This is a genomic window from Bacillus sp. 1735sda2, from assembly GCF_024159245.1.
In the GTDB taxonomy this organism is placed as follows: Bacteria; Bacillota; Bacilli; order Bacillales; family Bacillaceae; genus Bacillus; species Bacillus pumilus_O.
Map to the genome: position 1 here is coordinate 1,788,361 of NZ_JAMYWZ010000001.1, position 16,555 is coordinate 1,804,915.

27 protein-coding genes and 1 pseudogene are annotated in these 16,555 nt (G+C 39.8%); 27 read left to right on the forward strand and 1 reads right to left on the reverse strand.

Annotated features, from left to right (window positions below; translation table 11 throughout):
- Nucleotides 1–19 precede the first annotated feature (19 nt).
- From NKR21_RS09155 to NKR21_RS09190, 8 genes are all read left to right on the forward strand, one after another.
- On the forward strand, nucleotides 20–313 hold the full coding sequence (locus NKR21_RS09155; protein WP_253602503.1) for a hypothetical protein: 294 nt from the start codon (nucleotides 20–22) through the stop codon (nucleotides 311–313).
- On the forward strand, nucleotides 306–665 hold the full coding sequence (locus tag NKR21_RS09160) for a replicative helicase loader/inhibitor (RefSeq protein ID WP_144458268.1): 360 nt from the start codon (nucleotides 306–308) through the stop codon (nucleotides 663–665). The genes NKR21_RS09155 and NKR21_RS09160 overlap by 8 nt, the downstream gene beginning before the upstream one ends.
- Nucleotides 662–1,987 carry a replicative DNA helicase gene (gene dnaB / locus NKR21_RS09165; protein ID WP_144458266.1) on the forward strand — a complete coding sequence of 442 codons (1,326 nt, stop codon included), beginning with the start codon at nucleotides 662–664 and terminating at the stop codon, nucleotides 1,985–1,987. The genes NKR21_RS09160 and dnaB overlap by 4 nt, the downstream gene beginning before the upstream one ends.
- Nucleotides 1,984–2,199, forward strand: a complete 216-nt coding sequence (locus NKR21_RS09170) for a hypothetical protein (protein WP_144458264.1) — start codon at nucleotides 1,984–1,986, stop codon at nucleotides 2,197–2,199. The genes dnaB and NKR21_RS09170 overlap by 4 nt, the downstream gene beginning before the upstream one ends.
- 96 nt (nucleotides 2,200–2,295) lie before the next feature.
- Entirely contained in the window at nucleotides 2,296–2,487 is a 192-nt protein-coding gene (locus NKR21_RS09175) for an XtrA/YqaO family protein (protein ID WP_044139830.1), read from the forward strand.
- 98 nt (nucleotides 2,488–2,585) lie between these two features.
- Nucleotides 2,586–2,777 (forward strand): hypothetical protein, encoded by a 192-nt coding sequence (locus NKR21_RS09180; RefSeq protein WP_144458262.1) that lies wholly within the window; start codon nucleotides 2,586–2,588, stop codon nucleotides 2,775–2,777.
- 14 nt (nucleotides 2,778–2,791) lie between these two features.
- Nucleotides 2,792–3,295 carry a sigma factor-like helix-turn-helix DNA-binding protein gene (locus NKR21_RS09185; protein WP_144458260.1) on the forward strand — a complete coding sequence of 168 codons (504 nt, stop codon included), beginning with the start codon at nucleotides 2,792–2,794 and terminating at the stop codon, nucleotides 3,293–3,295.
- The gene (locus NKR21_RS09190) at nucleotides 3,285–3,719 is read left to right on the forward strand and encodes an ArpU family phage packaging/lysis transcriptional regulator (RefSeq protein WP_144458258.1); all 435 of its coding nucleotides are present in this window, start codon (nucleotides 3,285–3,287) and stop codon (nucleotides 3,717–3,719) included. Before NKR21_RS09185 ends, NKR21_RS09190 begins: the two co-directional genes overlap by 11 nt.
- A gap of 57 nt (nucleotides 3,720–3,776) precedes the next feature.
- Here the strand turns inward: NKR21_RS09190 and NKR21_RS09195 are convergent, their stop codons facing one another.
- A complete protein-coding gene (locus NKR21_RS09195) occupies nucleotides 3,777–4,031 on the reverse strand; it encodes a hypothetical protein (protein WP_144458256.1) in 255 nt (84 codons plus the stop codon).
- A gap of 848 nt (nucleotides 4,032–4,879) precedes the next feature.
- Between NKR21_RS09195 and NKR21_RS09200 the strand changes: the two genes are divergently transcribed.
- The 19 genes and pseudogenes from NKR21_RS09200 (at nucleotide 4,880) to NKR21_RS09290 (ending at nucleotide 16,518) form a co-directional block, all read left to right on the forward strand.
- Nucleotides 4,880–6,283, forward strand: a complete 1,404-nt coding sequence (locus NKR21_RS09200) for a polysaccharide deacetylase family protein (RefSeq protein ID WP_144458254.1) — start codon at nucleotides 4,880–4,882, stop codon at nucleotides 6,281–6,283.
- A gap of 149 nt (nucleotides 6,284–6,432) precedes the next feature.
- Nucleotides 6,433–6,801 (forward strand): RlpA-like double-psi beta-barrel domain-containing protein, encoded by a 369-nt coding sequence (locus NKR21_RS09205; protein WP_144458252.1) that lies wholly within the window; start codon nucleotides 6,433–6,435, stop codon nucleotides 6,799–6,801.
- A 148-nt stretch (nucleotides 6,802–6,949) separates the two neighbouring features.
- The gene (locus NKR21_RS09210) at nucleotides 6,950–7,267 is read left to right on the forward strand and encodes a hypothetical protein (protein ID WP_186314829.1); all 318 of its coding nucleotides are present in this window, start codon (nucleotides 6,950–6,952) and stop codon (nucleotides 7,265–7,267) included.
- A complete protein-coding gene (locus tag NKR21_RS09215; RefSeq protein WP_186299676.1) occupies nucleotides 7,248–7,460 on the forward strand; it encodes a hypothetical protein in 213 nt (70 codons plus the stop codon). The genes NKR21_RS09210 and NKR21_RS09215 overlap by 20 nt, the downstream gene beginning before the upstream one ends.
- Nucleotides 7,432–7,791, forward strand: a complete 360-nt coding sequence (locus NKR21_RS09220) for an HNH endonuclease (RefSeq protein WP_144458248.1) — start codon at nucleotides 7,432–7,434, stop codon at nucleotides 7,789–7,791. Before NKR21_RS09215 ends, NKR21_RS09220 begins: the two co-directional genes overlap by 29 nt.
- Nucleotides 7,781–8,104: a transglycosylase gene (locus tag NKR21_RS09225; protein ID WP_144458246.1), complete on the forward strand. Its 324-nt coding sequence runs from the start codon at nucleotides 7,781–7,783 to the stop codon at nucleotides 8,102–8,104. The genes NKR21_RS09220 and NKR21_RS09225 overlap by 11 nt, the downstream gene beginning before the upstream one ends.
- 86 nt (nucleotides 8,105–8,190) lie before the next feature.
- Entirely contained in the window at nucleotides 8,191–8,694 is a 504-nt protein-coding gene (locus tag NKR21_RS09230; RefSeq protein WP_144458244.1) for a phage terminase small subunit P27 family, read from the forward strand.
- The gene (locus NKR21_RS09235; protein ID WP_144458242.1) at nucleotides 8,694–10,406 is read left to right on the forward strand and encodes a terminase large subunit; all 1,713 of its coding nucleotides are present in this window, start codon (nucleotides 8,694–8,696) and stop codon (nucleotides 10,404–10,406) included. The genes NKR21_RS09230 and NKR21_RS09235 overlap by 1 nt, the downstream gene beginning before the upstream one ends.
- 11 nt (nucleotides 10,407–10,417) lie before the next feature.
- Nucleotides 10,418–10,600, forward strand: a complete 183-nt coding sequence (locus NKR21_RS09240; RefSeq protein ID WP_144458240.1) for a hypothetical protein — start codon at nucleotides 10,418–10,420, stop codon at nucleotides 10,598–10,600.
- A 5-nt stretch (nucleotides 10,601–10,605) separates the two neighbouring features.
- A pseudogene (locus tag NKR21_RS09245) lies at nucleotides 10,606–11,846 on the forward strand (phage portal protein).
- Nucleotides 11,839–12,471, forward strand: coding sequence for an HK97 family phage prohead protease (locus NKR21_RS09250; protein ID WP_144458236.1), 633 nt, complete (start codon nucleotides 11,839–11,841; stop codon nucleotides 12,469–12,471). The pseudogene NKR21_RS09245 and the gene NKR21_RS09250 overlap by 8 nt, the downstream one beginning before the upstream one ends.
- Before the next feature lie 35 nt (nucleotides 12,472–12,506).
- Nucleotides 12,507–13,694, forward strand: a complete 1,188-nt coding sequence (locus NKR21_RS09255; RefSeq protein WP_144458234.1) for a phage major capsid protein — start codon at nucleotides 12,507–12,509, stop codon at nucleotides 13,692–13,694.
- A 19-nt stretch (nucleotides 13,695–13,713) separates the two neighbouring features.
- Entirely contained in the window at nucleotides 13,714–14,010 is a 297-nt protein-coding gene (locus NKR21_RS09260; RefSeq protein ID WP_144458232.1) for a hypothetical protein, read from the forward strand.
- A 25-nt stretch (nucleotides 14,011–14,035) separates the two neighbouring features.
- Complete coding sequence (locus tag NKR21_RS09265) at nucleotides 14,036–14,482, forward strand: collagen-like triple helix repeat-containing protein (RefSeq protein ID WP_144458230.1); 447 nt, start codon at nucleotides 14,036–14,038, stop codon at nucleotides 14,480–14,482.
- 14 nt (nucleotides 14,483–14,496) lie between these two features.
- Entirely contained in the window at nucleotides 14,497–14,838 is a 342-nt protein-coding gene (locus tag NKR21_RS09270; protein WP_144458228.1) for a head-tail connector protein, read from the forward strand.
- Entirely contained in the window at nucleotides 14,774–15,139 is a 366-nt protein-coding gene (locus tag NKR21_RS09275; RefSeq protein ID WP_144458226.1) for a phage head closure protein, read from the forward strand. Before NKR21_RS09270 ends, NKR21_RS09275 begins: the two co-directional genes overlap by 65 nt.
- A complete protein-coding gene (locus NKR21_RS09280) occupies nucleotides 15,132–15,515 on the forward strand; it encodes an HK97-gp10 family putative phage morphogenesis protein (RefSeq protein WP_106072761.1) in 384 nt (127 codons plus the stop codon). The genes NKR21_RS09275 and NKR21_RS09280 overlap by 8 nt, the downstream gene beginning before the upstream one ends.
- The gene (gp17, locus tag NKR21_RS09285) at nucleotides 15,512–15,880 is read left to right on the forward strand and encodes a tail completion protein gp17 (RefSeq protein ID WP_144458224.1); all 369 of its coding nucleotides are present in this window, start codon (nucleotides 15,512–15,514) and stop codon (nucleotides 15,878–15,880) included. Before NKR21_RS09280 ends, gp17 begins: the two co-directional genes overlap by 4 nt.
- Before the next feature lie 11 nt (nucleotides 15,881–15,891).
- Nucleotides 15,892–16,518 carry a major tail protein gene (locus NKR21_RS09290; RefSeq protein WP_144458222.1) on the forward strand — a complete coding sequence of 209 codons (627 nt, stop codon included), beginning with the start codon at nucleotides 15,892–15,894 and terminating at the stop codon, nucleotides 16,516–16,518.
- Nucleotides 16,519–16,555 lie beyond the last annotated feature (37 nt).

Genomic DNA, 16,555 nt, shown 5'->3' on the forward strand with positions numbered 1-16,555 from the left:
TGACCTTGAGAATGCCAATTTGCTTTATCAAAAAATACTTGAAAATAATCCGCAAGCTAAGAAACCGAACCTTCAAAAATGGGCGAGTGATTTTAGGTTGATTAGACAGATCGACAAGCGAACGGATGAACAAGTGAAATACCTGATAGGCTGGACACAACAAGATACGTTTTGGAAAGCGAATATATTGAGTCCTGCAAGTCTTAGAAAACAGTTTGATCATTTGGTCGTGAAAATAAAATCGAGCCATGAAGCGGCAAAGAGAAAAACCGCTGTCTTGAATGAAAAGGAGTTTGATTTGACGGATGACTAAAAAAGAAACACTTGAATTACTAAAGCTAATCAAGACATACTTCGAGCATTTTGAAATAGATCAAGAAAGAATAAACGCATGGGCGAGAATCTTAAAGCCCGAGAATTACGAGCAGATCGAAGCGAAGTTGATTGTTTATGTCAAATACAATCAGTTTCCGCCAAAAGTTGCTGATCTAATCAAAGCGAAAGAATCAAGAACAGACCGATCCGCTGCCATACCGAACATCGAGGAAACACAAAACTATCTTTCTGAACTGGACAAGGCTGAACCGACCGAGGAAGAACAAGAGCAAATCGAGCGGCATAAAGCAGAGATACGAAAGGTACTTGGGATAGGTGATCCATCATGACAGGAACTATTTTTTATTACAACGACGAAGCAGAACAACAATATCTAGGCGCAATCTTACAAGAGCCGGACTTGATTAAATATTCACAGCTCAAGCCAATTCATTTCTATCGACAACAAAATCAATCCATTTTCAAAACCCTTCAAGAGCTTGATAAAAACGGCGACCCTATTGACATAGTGTCAGTTATTGAGCATGTGGGACGAGAAAACCTAAAGGGGATCGGTGGAAGAAAATACTTAACCGAATTGATGAACGCCTCAATCACTACCGCAAAACAAGCATTCTATGAAAATCTAATTATTGATTATTGGAAAAAGCGAGAAATAGCAAAAGTAGGCGCTTCGCTTAAAGAATCTTCTAGTAGCGACAATACGAGTCAAACTATACAAGAGGGTATAAGCTCTCTGATGAGTTTAGAGGGTGCGACAGGCACGGACGATGACGGGTCTATCAATAATGATCTTGTTGAAATCTATCAAGAGTTAGAAACGCCAAAGGGTGATATTACTGGAATGCCAAGCGGCTTCACTGAATTGGATAGAATGACATCGGGTTTTCAGCGTCAAGAATTAATTATTATTGCTGCTCGTCCGTCTGTAGGGAAAACAGCTTTTTGTTTGAATGTTGCAAAAAACTTTATGGAAAGCCCAATCAATTTAAATAAGAGTGGAGCGGTTGGCATCTTTTCGCTTGAAATGGGTCGCAAGTCTCTACTTAAACGAATGCAGTCTAGCATAGGTAACATTAACGCTCAATCCATTAGAGCTAGTCATTTAAACGTTGATGAGTGGGGTAGTCTCAGCAAAGTGAACGGGGTCTTAGATAGTGCCGCTCTTAGAATATTTGATCAACCTGGAATGACTGTCAATGACATTTGGGCGAAGGCGCGCAAAATGAAAAGGGAATTTGAAGGCAAGGACATGATGATCATTATTGACTATCTGCAATTGATCGTTGGAAATCCAGTCCACAGAGGAAATAGAACAGCAGAAATCGGAGAAATAAGCCGAATGCTAAAGCAAATGGCAAGGGAATTGGATATTGCAGTCATAGCATTGAGTCAGCTATCAAGAGGTGTCGAGCAACGTCAGGAAAAACGCCCTATGATGTCAGATATCAGAGAGTCGGGGCAGATCGAGCAAGACGCTGATGTGATCGGGTTCCTCTATCGTGATGATTATTACGACAAAGAGACAGAGAACAAAAACATTATTGAAGTTATCATAGCAAAACAGCGGAATGGTCCCGTCGGTACTGTGTCGCTGGCTTTCATCAAGGAATTTGGAAAATTCGTCAATTTGGATCATGGTCCTTCATGACGGTGAAAGATTGGTATACAGAGGCGATAAAGCTCAATCAGTACGCCTTGATATTGCTGATCGAATTTCTTGTTTACGAAAAGGCAGTGTTAAAAATGACGGATCAAGAAGAAAAACTTTTCTTTTACTTACAACCGAAATTTCATTCGAGAATGAATGAGCATTTAAAGAACTATCATACAAAAATTCAATTGGAGGAGTCGAGTGTATGAACAAAGCGAAAGAGCGGTTGCTACTCTTTTATCTCGTATTCGGATCAATTTCAGTTTTAGCGTTCATGAATGTAAATTAAGGAGGCAATGAAAGACTTGAGATTACAAGACATTCCAAGTAAAATTATAGATATTGAGACTTTAACAAGAAAAGGACCTATTGTTCTCGTTATATCTGATGGTAAAGCGAGATTTTCACCGCTGCCGTCGCACGGGGAAACAAAGATCGTTACACATGACAATAAGGTAACTCGTGTTAACTTCAACGAAGGCGAGCTATTCAAATAAACCGTTCTACCGGAAAGCCGGGGGACACTGATCATGACAGCATGAGCGCTGTGTGGTTGGTGTCCCTTTTTTTTATTTTCAGAAAAGGAGAAACCAAAATGAAAACGTTGAGAGCTGCTTTTATAAAAGCGGGTTATAAATCTGCGTCAACGAAAAGAACTGACGTTCCTGAGAACAAATGTACTCAAAATCACACACAGGAGCTTTCACATGAAGAGATAAAGGAACTAATGGGTATTTACCGCCCAACATATAAAAGAGGGCGTGGCGGGGCATTTAAAAGCAAATAAAAGGGGGTGGTATTTTGAAAGATTTAATCAAGGAATATAAAGCAGCGTTAACAGATACTAAAAGAAGTTTGGAAGCATCTACAGACGAAGGAGAAATGAAAACGTACCGCTCAATGATTTCTGACCTAGAGTATGCGATTGAGTGGATGGAAACAGAAAGGCAACCCAGCGCAAGACGTGGCATGGATCGCCGTTCCTATTATGAACGCACAATATTCACAACAACAGAAGTCCTTGACTTTCTATATTCAACATACCACGTTCCCGAATCTGACCCGCATTCAGTAAACGAAAATGAACTAGATTTACTCGAGTATGCCATGTCGACACTGACGCAGAAGGAGAAAGAGATATTCATCACCGTTATTGGCCATAACCTATCTTTCAGTAAATGCGCCGCTCTTCATGGGATAGCGAAAGGCTCGGTTCAAAAACATATAGAGAGGGCAAGAAAAAAGATCGCTCGAAAGGTAGAGGAATTGAGATCGGGAGAAAGGGGATTTGCTGATGTTGGGTGAACCGCCTGTAATTGATAAAAAGGAAACGAGAAAAAGAGTAGAAAGGATTCTCGACAACTATCGTTTATATCTTCTTCAGGTCCCGGATGATATGCTGCCTAAAATAACGGCCGGATTTAGTATCGTCCCACCATCTGTGACGAATGCTTTTCATTCATCTACAGAGAGTACGGCCATGAAACGTATTGAGTGGGAACAGAAACGAAATGCATATCTTGAAAGAGTACAAAAGGCTGTCAACCGTCTTCCTGCTTATGAAAGACAAATCATTATTAAACGTTACATGCAGCAAGAACCCGTTTTCGATTACCAGGTATACAATGAAATAGGCATGAGTGGAAGATCGTATACACGCCTGAAAGGAAAGACATTCCTAGACCTGGCTTACGCGCTCAATGAAGTTGTATTTAAAGCACCCGTTTAGAGGTGTTTTTATTTTGAAATAAAAAACGACCCCAAAATTGGAATCGTTTTTAAAAAATTATTTTGAGATAAAGCACTTTCCATCAATTAATTCTTCGCATTTCACAAGGATATAACTGTTGTTACTTGTCCAAACTTGAGTGTAATACTGACCATTTTCTGTGATTAATACATAAAACAATGCATCAGGATAAGCGTCTCTGACCCATTCTAAGGCATTGATGCTCGCTGCGCTTGCAGTATTCATGGAAAATATCATTGATGTAGTTAAGGCAACAGATAATAAAGCTTTTTTGATTGTTGATTTTTTCACAATAACCATCTCCTTAATTTTCTTTTTAATCTATTAAATGTTAACGGATTAATCTGATAGTATCAAAGAGAATAAATAATTTGTGTCGAAAAATGAAAAAACCTTAAATTTACCTATTTTCACAGGTGATATTTTTCATATTTTTTAAAAGAGTGCCTAACATCCATTAACGGTGTTTTTATTTTTGGCGCAATTTTGGCGTAAAAGTGGCGTATTTTTGGCGTAAAGTTGGCGCAGTATAACAGAAAAAAGGGTGTAATATTGTATTATGCAGGACCTAGACGATACTTAGACAGATGAGAAAAAATGACTTTATTTTTAGCGTAGTCTGGATGTGACAGAATTTGATCAACATACCATGTGTGTATATTAGCAACAGGATCAAATAGTGAGCTGGAATCTTTTACAATACGTGAAGCAATTGAGGTCTTCGATGTAAAAGTCGATATGCAATGAGGTAAGACTTAATCAATGTGTTTTATGGAAAAAATTAGAATGTAATATAGATTACATTATAGGGTAAAATTTATAAGAAGATGGTGAGCCTAGAGGCGTTGCTTTTAAAGCGAATGAAGTCAACCAGTACGTCTCATTAAAGAGGGTTCACGTCATCTCTACAGGCTGCACAATAGGTGAGAAAATCTTGCAGATGAAGATACAAAATTTTTTTCGACTATGTGTGAAAAATTATTTGTTGGCTGAGAATCATTCCCTTTGTATATTTCTTTATTAAAATGTGTATAAAATATGACGATTTCATTTCTTTGTAAACTATATCGGGATCCATGTAGTCAACTTTACAAACACACGTCATTTAGGCATGAAAGCATCACGAGAGGAGAATCATTGTGTGGATCAAAGGAAAAATTATTCTCGTCCTATCCGTACTTGCAATCATCATTGGAATTGCTGCGTTTTATCATAATCAGCAGGCAAGTGGGACGGAGAAGAAGCAAGTAGAACAAGATGCGAGCTATAAAGAAGTGGAAATAGTCACTCTCGTGAGTGACGGGAGATTCATGAGATATGCTGTCAACTATCCGGTGTTTCATCAAGAAAAGCTAGATCAAGAGATGAAAAGATTCGCAGAGACAGCGCTAGACAGATTCAAAACATCATTTAGCCAAGCAAGCGATGTCGATGAAGATCATCGATATGAATTAAACATAGATTACGAGATCATTCATTATGCGAAACAAACCGTTGCGATCAAATTTAAAACTTATGAATTGAAAGGAGGAGTAAAAGGCGTACATGAAACGAAAGTATTCAACTTTGATTTCAAGAAACAGCATTTTTTATCAATAGATGATCTATTTTTATCAAAGAAAGAAGATCTACAAAAACTGTCTGATATGACATTTGATGAATTAAAAAAAGATCGCTCTCTTGCTGAGAATGATCATTTGCTCAAACAAGGAACGTTCCCTACGGCAGAGCATTATCAGTATTTTGCCATCAAAGATCGTTTTATTGAATTCTACTTTCCAGCAGGACAAATCGCACCAAGCAAACAAGGCCCTCAAGTACTGGCGATTAAAAAAACGTTGCTTAAAGGAATGTTAAAGCCTGAATACATTCATAAAGAAAAGAACAAAAATGAGAAAAAAGAACCGATCTCAAAAAGAAAGCTTGTCAAATTGCCAAAACAGGCAACATTCAACCCAAATCAAAAAGCTATTGCCCTGACATTTGACGATGGACCAAATCCATCCACGACCTCAAAAATTTTAAAAGCCTTAAAGGAAAATAAAGGTCATGCTACATTTTTTGTATTAGGAAACAGGGTTCAATATTATCCCTATATGCTAGGTGAAATTAGAAAAGGTGGGAATGAGATCGGAAATCATTCCTATAGTCATCCTTTACTCACAAGACTGCCATTAAAACAAGCCGTGAAACAGGTAATAGAGACCCAGCAAATCATTGAAAAAGCGGGCGGGTTCACCCCAACTCACTTTAGACCGCCATATGGAGGAACAAACGGGAAAATCAACGCGATCGTCAATATGAAAGTCACGCTTTGGGACGTAGATCCTGAAGACTGGAAAGATCGAAACAGCCAACACATCGCCAACTACATTCTTACACATGCGTCTAATGGAGAAACAGTCTTAATGCATGACATCTATAGCACCTCGGCAAACGCAGCTGTAACGATTATTAAGGAATTAACCAAACAAGGTTATCAATTATTGACAGTATCGGAGCTTGAGCAGTGGAAGGATGCGAGGGCGAAGATCAAAACATAATAAGTAGACAAGCAAAAGAAAACAACCCCTGCGGAACACAATTGTTATAAAAATAGTTAACTTGTATACCAATTGTAAAGCTAATGTAAAATAACGTGGTGTCCCTTCGTGTATAATAAGTGAAGAAATTTAATACGGAGGATTCTTTTATGAAAATAAAACTTATTACGGTTATCGTAACAATAGCTAGTTTATTTGTAGCATTTAGTTTTTCAAATGAAGCAAGTGCAAAAAAAGTAAGTGGCAATATTACTTGGTATAATGGTGTCGGTAAAAAAGGCGCAGATGGAAAAAGACTAGGTCATTGGGATGCAGCAACTAAAATGGGTTTTGACGTACCAAAAAAAGGTACAAAACTAAGAGTAAGAACAAAAGCAAAACCACATAAAGTAATTACAGTATACAAATATGATGTCGGTAGATTGCCAAACGCAGTATTAGACGTGAGTCCAAAAGCATTCAGAGCATTAGGGTATAAAACAAGTAAAGGTATTGTAAAAGGGTATTATACTTATTAATATATAGACATTAAAAGAGGCGAGAAAAGTCCACTTTCTGATTTCTTGTCTAATTAATAGATAAGGTCAAGGATTTTAAGTTCATTTATATACAAATGTTGAAAGCACTGTCCAATAGGGCGGTGCTTTTTATATGGAGGCGTTAGCTTTGGTAGAACTCTTAATCTTAAAAGGTTGCTCAAAACAACGTACAAGAACTTTCATCGTAGGGACAAACACTTGTGAGGCAAGAGCGTTATGGCAAGATTTAAAAAAGAAATTTCCACAATATAAATACCCGCACTATGTTTCTAGGAATGCCGCAATGTTAGACGGGGTAAATCCTAGCGAAACAATTTTAATTTTACTGCCGGGCTATTATCGAAATCCAATAATCAACTGCTATGAATTTCAATGGTTGAAGGAGAATGCTATTGAAGTAATTCATATAATGAGGAGGAAATCAGATGAAAATTTTAGTTCTTAAAACGGATTGCCAACTAAATAACGAGACAAGGGAAATCATTAGAGAAGAAGCTAAGAAAGCAATTGAAACAGGCATTATGATTCTTGACGCGGGAATGAGTTTGGAAGTTATTGAAATAGACAAGTCATACCCATTGGATGGATTAAATCCAGGAGTACCGATCTATGATGAAACCGTTGAAACCATGCAATGAACCTGGATGTCCTCAACTAACCCGTGAAGGATATTGCCAGCAGCATAAGACATCGAAGCCTTCATATGATCTGTTCCGTGAATCATCGTCACGCCGTGGGTATAATAGCCGATGGCGTAAAGCGCGTGAAGGTTACCTAGCAAAGCATCCGTTGTGTCAGTCTTGCATGCTACAAGGCAAACGTATTGCTGCTACAGTAGTGGACCATATCAAACCGCATAAGGGAGATAAAAAGCTATTTTGGGATTCTTCTAATTGGCAGCCATTGTGTGCGTCCTGCCATAACAGAAAGACCGCCAAAGAAGATGGAGGGTTTGGGAATGGATTATAAAAAATGTACATGTGATCAGTGCGGAACAATCTTCATAGTTAAATATTGTTCTAGGATTAAGAAGATTGGACGTGGTATTAAACGTCATCTGCTTGTATGTCCAGGATGTAAAGCTGAGTACACATCCTACTACACAAACGCGGAAATCAGAAAGCAGCAAAGCAGGATCAGTAAGCTATATAATGCTATTCGGATGACGAGGAACAAAAGCCTACTTGATCAACACCAAAAGAAAATAGATTCAATACGAGCAGATTTAGAAAGAGAAATGAATCAGCTTCGCATTGAAGTTGAAGGCACCCCCCAGGGTTAAATCCCTAGAAACGATTTGCTGTAGACCGCGTCTCCCTCAACATCGCGAGAAATTCCCTAAATGAAAATTCGGAAGGAGGTGAGGGGATGGCAAGGCCGAGACAACCAGTTGACTTGTTGCTAGTGAAAGGGAAGAAAAACCTTACCAAGAAAGAGATTCAAGAGAGAAGAGAGCAGGAAATTAAGGCACCGGATGACAAAGTGAAAGCTCCTTCTTACTTACCAAAAGACTTAAAAAGAGAATTCAAAAAGATAGCGGACGAGCTAAAAAACATCGGAATTATGACAAATTTAGATGTTGATGCGCTTGCCCGTTTTTTGTTTGCTCGAAAACAATATTTACAAATAACAGAAATCATACTTCGAACACCTGTTATAACTGATGTTGAAGATGAGGACGGTAATCTGATTGAAGTAGCGAGCCAAAAGTATAGTGATCTTCTAATAAATCAAGACAAACTGTTTAAACAATGCAGACAAGCATCAAGTGATCTAGGATTAACCATTTCCTCTCGCTGTAAACTTGTGATCCCTAAAAAGGATGACAAGCCGAAGTCAAAAGAGGAAGAACGCTTTGGAGGGCGCATGTAATGATAACGCAGGAAATGACCGCAGAGCTTTTAATTGAGCGTGTATGGTCATATTGCGAAAAGATTCAATCGGGGGAAATAAAAGCAGGCAAGAAGCACAAGTGGGCTGTTCAGAGGTTCATTAAAGACGTAGAGCGGCTGGCAGAAGAAGACTGCCCGTATTATTTTGATGCGGAATTAGTTTTAGACTTCTATGAATGGGCCAAGCAATTTCATCATGTTGAAGGTGTATTGGCTGGTAAACCTATTGAGCTTACAGACTTTCAGCTATTCATGGCAGCTAATATCTATGGGTTTTACAAAAAGATCAATGGTGCCAGGCGTTTTAGAAAGGCTTATATTCAGTTAGCAAGAAAAAACGCGAAATCACAATTGCTGGCTATCATGGCTTCGTATGAGATCTTCCCAACTCAAGAAAAACATCGTGTGTTTATTGCGGGTTGGTCGAAAGAGCAGTCAGATGAAGTCTATCAAGCAATCATTGAACAACTAAAGCACGCACCTATTTTAGAAGGGAAATACACAGACGCTAACGGGCAGGTCACGAAATACGCGACAAATTCAATTATCAAACCGTTATCCCGTGAAGCCCGCAAGGTAGGAGACGGGAAAAACCCATCACTAGGGATAGTTGATGAATATATGTCTCATGAAACAAGTGAAATTTATGATGTTATTGACAGTGGAATGGTCGCACGTAGAAGTCCTTTAATGGTTATCATTACTACCGCAGGTTTCAACTTAAACGGGCCGTGTTTCAAAGAGTATCAATATGTTTCCAAAATTCTTGATCCCGACATTGAAATTGAAAACGATGACTATTTTGTTATGATCTGTGAACTTGATCCCGAAGACGACGTAAAGGATGAGTCGAACTGGATCAAGGCAAATCCGATAGTCGCAACTTATCCAGAGGGAATAGAATCACTACGGTCAGCGATAAAAGTTGCATTAGATGTCCCTGAAAAAATGAGAAGTTTTCTTACAAAAAATATGGATCGCTGGGTCGATCAAAAAGACAATGGCTACATGAAAATGTCTAAATGGCGGGCCTGTCATGGTGAAATACCAGATCTAAAAGAAATGGCGATCTATCTTGGTTTAGATCTATCTATGACAACGGATTTGACTTCCGTCGGGTGGGTTGGCGTTCTTGATGGTTTTTATTATGTCGGCCAGCATTCCTTCATCCCCGAAGAACGAGCCAAGGAGAAAATGACTACTGATAAAGTGCCTTATGATTTATGGCGCGATCAAGGTTGGATGACATTCACACCAGGGGAAGCGGTTGATTATCAATTTGTCGAAAGGTGGATTATTGAATTTGCTCACGTCAACAAATTGAGAGTCATCCAGGCCGCTTACGACAAGTATAATGCGCTGCACCTTGCACAAAGGCTTGAAAGTAAGGGGTTTAATATGATTGAGATGCCGCAAAGGCCTCATTATCTTTCTTTACCCACAAAGGACTTTAGACAAAAGGTGTATGAGGGTAAAGTCATCCATGCAAACGATCCATTGCTTACATTTGCATTTAACAATGCAATTATTAAACAAGACGCTCAAGAAAACATCATGCTAGACAAAGCGAAATCACCTCAAAGAATAGATCCAGCTGCAGCCGTTATGAATGCTTTTGCTAGGGCCATGTATCACAATATGGGCGCGAATGTTAACTTAAACGATCACTTTTCAGGAAATTTCAGTTTTTAGGATGTGAGAGAGTGAAAAAATTTATTGTTTTTTTAAAGATGATTTTAAATGACTTGCTGTTTATCGGAGGGTGCATCTTTATTCTGCTGGCAGCGTATCGGGTAAATACAAACATCGGTCTATTTCTGACGGGTGTATTTTTTATGTTTTACGCCTACCTGCTGTCAAGTCATGCGCGGCAGAAAGAGAGGTGAAATAAATGTTTATAGATAAGTTTTTTGAAAAACGATCCAACTCACAACATTAGACGGTTTCAGTCAGTTGATCAATCTGTTCGGAGGTAGAGAAACGGCAAGCGGTGAAAGAGTCAGTGAAAGCAATTCACTTGTGCAGCCGGACATTTTTGCATGTGTCAATGTCTTGTCTGATGACATCGCAAAGCTGCCGATCCATACTTTTAAAAAAGAGAAGCAGGGGGTCAATAGAAATCCCGATCATCCATCAGCCTATACGATCTACGCAAGGCCAAACCCGTACATGACAGCTTATGTATGGAAAAAGCTGATGATGACGCATGTCCTCACATGGGGAAATGCCTATTCGATGATTGAGTTTGGGGCGCACGGTTTCCCTGAAAATCTTTACCCGTTGCGGCCGGATGCAACAAAAGCATACATCCATCCCGACTCAGGGAGGCTATGGTACCAAACCACTGTTAATGGAAGAATGATGGAACTTTATGAACACCAAGTGCTTCACTTTAAAGGTCTATCAACGGATGGCATACACGGTAAGTCGCCTATCGGTGTAATACGAGAGCACATAGGCGCTCAAGCAGCGGCTACAAAATATAACGCAAAACTATATAAAAACGAAGCCACGCCGCGAGGCATTCTAAAAGTACCTTCTTTCTTGGATGAAAAGCCAAAAGAGAACGTCCGTAAAGAATGGAAGCGAGTCAATCAAGGTGAAAACATAGCGATTATTGATAATGGATTAGAATATCAATCTATTGCCATGCCGTTGCAAGAAGCGCAGTTTGTAGAATCAATGAAATTCAATAAAGCACAAATTGCCATGATTTATAAAGTTCCGTTGCACAAGATCAATGAATTAGATAAGGCAACCTTTTCAAATATTGAGCACCAGTCCATTGAATATATGAAAAACACCCTGCAGCCTTGGATAGTCAACTTTGAACAGGAGTTAAATATCAAACTGTTTACCGACAATGATCAAAAAGCGGGCCATTATGTAAAATTCAATGTTGATAGTGAACTGCGCGGAGATAGTAAGACTCAAGCCGAGTATTTCAAATTTATGATCGAATCAGGAATATTAAATAAAAATGAGGTTCGCGACTTACTCGAAAGAAACCCTATCGAGCATGGCGAAAAATATCTTTCTAGCTTGAATTATGTGTTCCTTGATTTCATGGAAGAATACCAAGGACTTAAAGCTGGTTCTGCCATGAAGGGAGGTGACAGCAAGAATGAGTAAAGAAAAAGAAGTGCGGCTGCTCACGACGCCAATTGAGATTCGTTCTGATGGAGAAGGACAATCCGAATATGTGGAAGGCTATGCCCTTAAATTTGAAAAATGGTCCGAACGTTTAGGGTGGTTCAAAGAAATTATCAGTAGAAGCGCCTTAGAATCTACCGACCTATCAAACGTCATTGCACTTTTTAACCATCGAGAGGATTTTCCTCTAGCTAGAAATACCGTTTCAGGGGAGTCAGGGCGGCTTGAACTCGAAATAGACGGCATAGGTCTTAAATTCAGATTTAAGCCGTCAGACACGTCATATGCCCGCGATCTCATGGAGAATATACGCAGCGGTGTTATTAATCAATGTTCATTTGCTTTTTCGTTGGATTATAACGGAGAAGAACCTGACGAGTGGCGCATAAATGAAGATGAAGACATATACGAACGAAGAATAAACAACATTCACCGCATTTATGACATATCTCTTGTAACGACACCAGCGTATAGCGATACCGAAGCTGTGGTAGGTGCCCGCAGCTTAGAGAAATTAGAAGAAATGAAAGAACAACGAAGCGTACCAACAGATGAAACTTTAAAAATTGAATTGGAACTATTAAGCCTTGATCTTCCCGAATAAGGCTTTTTTTGCGTTCTATGAGGAGGAAAATACAAATGTCTAAAAAAGAAATTGAATTACGTCAGCAGTTTACGCAGAAGAAAGAAGATGCGGATAAGGCACTAGCAGAAGGAAAAACAGAGGAAGCGCGCCAGCTTCTCGATGAAGTGAAAGAGCTTAAGAATCAAATTGAATTGATGGTGGAAGGAAGATCACTGAACGTGCCGGATTTACCTGGCGGTGAAAATTTTGTGCCGGAGCTAGAACGTAACCCGGAGGGGCGAAAAGGAGCCGAGGGAGATAAAGAAGAACGTCAAAACCAATTCACCAAGTTGTTCATGAAGTCTCTTCGTGGTAAATCCTTAACACATGAAGAACGTGAATTCCTAGAAAAACCTGAATTCAGAGCGATGTCAGGAAAAAATGAAGAAGATGGCGGAATCCTAATCCCCGAAGATATTTCAAGAACCATTAAAGAATTAAAGCGAGAGCAGTTACATCAGCTTGAGCAATATGTCACGGTCGAGCCGGTAGCAACCCGTTCAGGTAGTCGTATGCTTGAAAAAAACGGAGACATGACACCATTCCTAGACATCGAGGAAATGGGAGAAATTCCAGAAACAGACCAGCCTAAGTTTACAAAGCTATCATACAGCATCACTGACTATGCTGGGCTTTTACCACTTTCAAATACATTGCTGCAAGATACAGACCAAGCCATCATGACGTATGTTGCAAAATGGTTCGTTAAAAAATCAGTCGCAACAAGAAACGTTCTTATCTTAGCTATCCTTGATGGCTTGAAAAAGGTTGAATTTAAAGGCCTGGACGATATTAAAAAGACATTAAACGTTACTCTTGATACGGCCATTACATCCAGCGCAATTATCATGACAAATCAAGACGGGTTTAACTACCTTGATCAATTGAAAGATGCGGACGGCAAATATCTACTTAAAGATATTCCTTCTGAACCTACTAACAAAATGCTGTTTGGTCGCCGCGTGGTGGTAATCTCAAACAAAGTCTTGAAAACAAAAGCAGGGAAAGCACCTGTAATCGTTGGTGATTTAAAAGAGGCAGTTGTCTTATTTGATCGTCAACAACAGTCTATTGACTATACGAATCTTGCTGCAGGATCGTTTGAGACAAACACAACGAAAGTACGAGCGATTGAACGTGAAGACGTTGTGGCTTGGGACAAAGAAGCGGTAGTATACGGACTGTTGTCAATTAGTGAGTAAAAAAAGAGGTGAATAAGTCATGCGAGTGACAAAAAATTACACCACTGATGGCGGGGATCGAACTGTCATCGGTGGTGTTTTAGAGTTTGCAGGTGGAAAAATCGTCAAAGATGGTCAGGAAGTGAGTCTAGGTGGTGGCGGGTCAGCTGCACCAGGAAGCGTGACACATGAAATGCTGTCCGAAAAAGCAGTTCGATCGGTAAACATCGGGACGGGAAGCGTCATGCCGGAGCATCTTAATTCGTCTATTGAAACTAGACTCAAAGGTATGGAAGACGAAATAAAAGAGCTGAAAAGCAAACTGAACAAAGAATAAAATAATTGAAAGGAATGGATAAAACATGGCTAAAGATTACCTAAACGAAAGTAATGGAGTATTCACGTCTGCAGAGGCGGGCGCAGACGGTAAACCTATCACAGCAGTTACGGTGAAAGACAATAGCGAAGAAAATCCTCTTTATGTGAAGGGGTTAAAGGGTGATCCTGGTGAACAAGGCCCTCAAGGACCGAAAGGAGAAAAAGGCGATCCAGGAGAGCAAGGCCCTCAAGGACCGAAAGGAGAAAAAGGCGATCCAGGAGAGCAAGGCCCAAAAGGTGACAAAGGAGACCCCGCAGTAATTGAAACGGGGTCTATTAAGAATGATCATTTAGGCGATGGATCTGTCAACTCCAGAACAATCGGTAAAGGTAGCGTTAAATGGGACAACATCAATTCAGAGGTACAAAAAAGAATCACTGATTTAGAGTCTCGATTAGACCAAATTGAGGGTAAAGAAAATACTGAATAAGTAGGCGGTCTACAATGGATTTAAAAATGCTGAAAGATGAATATTTAAAAATTGATACCGATCAAGATGACGCCTTGCTTAAAACCTTACTTACTGCAGCAAAAGGATACATCAAAAATGGTATAGGACGTTATGTGGAAGGAAATGCACAGTATGCGCTTGTAACAGGCATGCTTGTTGCACATTGGTACGAAAATCGAGGGGTGTATGAGTCAGGCGTTTCCGGCTCATCCATCCCTTTTACTATTCGGGACCAACTAACTCAACTTCGCTATGTGGAGGCAGAAGAGGATGAAGAAGATAAGCGAGTTGAATCGCCGATTAATTTTCCAAGTAAAGAAAAGGGTACAGGATGATGAGCTGAATTGGAATGAATCCTATGAAAATGTCTTTGAGACATGGGGTTCAATTGAAGGATTTTCCGGAACAAAATCAGATACGCTTGTTGCTGGCGCGCTAGGGGTTAAGTCACCGAAGAAAATTACAATAAGATACCGAGAAGACGTAAAGCAAGACATGCGAATCCTTCTTCAAACTGGGACAGACGAGGCAGGAGAGCCAATCTATCGCACTTTCGATGTAATGGATTATAACGACATAGAAAACAAAAAGAAGCGACTTGAAGTCACTTGTAACGAGGTCGGCATAAATGGCTGATATGGATATAGAAGGGTTCGAAGATTTAACGAGATATTTTAATAAAATCGGTGACGACGTCGAAAAAGCCGAAAAGGTTGCCCTTAAAGCTGGGGGCGAGGTAATAGCCGCGCACCAAAAACGTAACGTGAATAAAAGTTCAAAAAATCAGCCTCACATGGTCGATAACATCACCGTTTCAGCTGCAAGAGAATCAAAAGACGGTGAGCTGTTTGTTTCGGTTGGTCCGAATAGAAAAGTCGCTTACAGAGGGCGATTTTTAGAGTGGGGCACGTCTAAAATGCCGCCGCATCCATTCATTGAAAAAAGCGCAGTTGAAGGGGAGGGACAAGCTGTGAAGATCATGGAAAGAATTATCACGGCACCTATTAAATGAGTCTTGATGCAAAGAAAGAATTGAGTGCAGCGTTAATAAAAAATGATGAATTAAAGCAGCTTGTCACGGGTGATTTTCATCATCTTGTGGCTGACGATGTGGCCGCATTCCCAAGAGTTGTATTTTCAGAGATTACAAATAGGGACCAGGAGTACAGAGACAACCACTCCGCAGCAAGTGAGGTTCGATTCCAGTTAAGCATATTTTCAAAAGCAGACACACGGAAAAACGAAACAGAAATAGCGAAACAAATAGATCGTCTTATGAAAGATTTAGGTTACGGAAGATACGATTCCGTTGACCTTTACGAAACAGATACAAAAATCTTTCACAGAGGTATGAGATACGTCAAAACATTTTTCTAGGAGGAAAACAGATGGGGAAAACAATCTACGGATTAGACATGTTTCATTACGCTGAACTTATTCAGGATGATGACAAGGGACTTGCATATGCAAAGCCTGAAAGACTGCCAGGAGCTGTAAACGTCAAAGTCGATCCTAAATCAGAACAGTCTAAGTTTTGGGCTGATAACGGCGTGTTCGATTCATTTAACAACATGGGTGACATTGACCTTGAGGCTGAACTAGCAGATTTACCTATAGAGGTACAAAATAAGATTTTCGGGCACAAGGTCGAAAATGGGATTTCTTTTGCAAGTTCTGATGACAAGGCGGTTTTCTTGGCATTCGGGTTTAGAGCGAAAACATCCACAGGCGGGCACAGATATTACTGGTTCTTGAAGGGGCTTCCTGAATTGCTGGGAAATGAACACAAAACTACCGAAGGGAAAGCCGATCCTGAAACACCAAAGTTTAAAGCAGGCTTTATGACTTTACAAAATAAGAAGGGGAAAAACCGTTGGAAGGCTCAAGCTGAGTTCGACGAAGGCTTTGACCCGGATGAATGGTTTAAACAAGTTGTATACGACGGTGCGTCGTTTTCAACGGGAAAAGATACAGAGGATTCCACAAGTTCAGTAGACATCGGAAAGGGCGTTTAATAACGCTCTTTTTTATTTTGTAATCGGGAGGCAATAA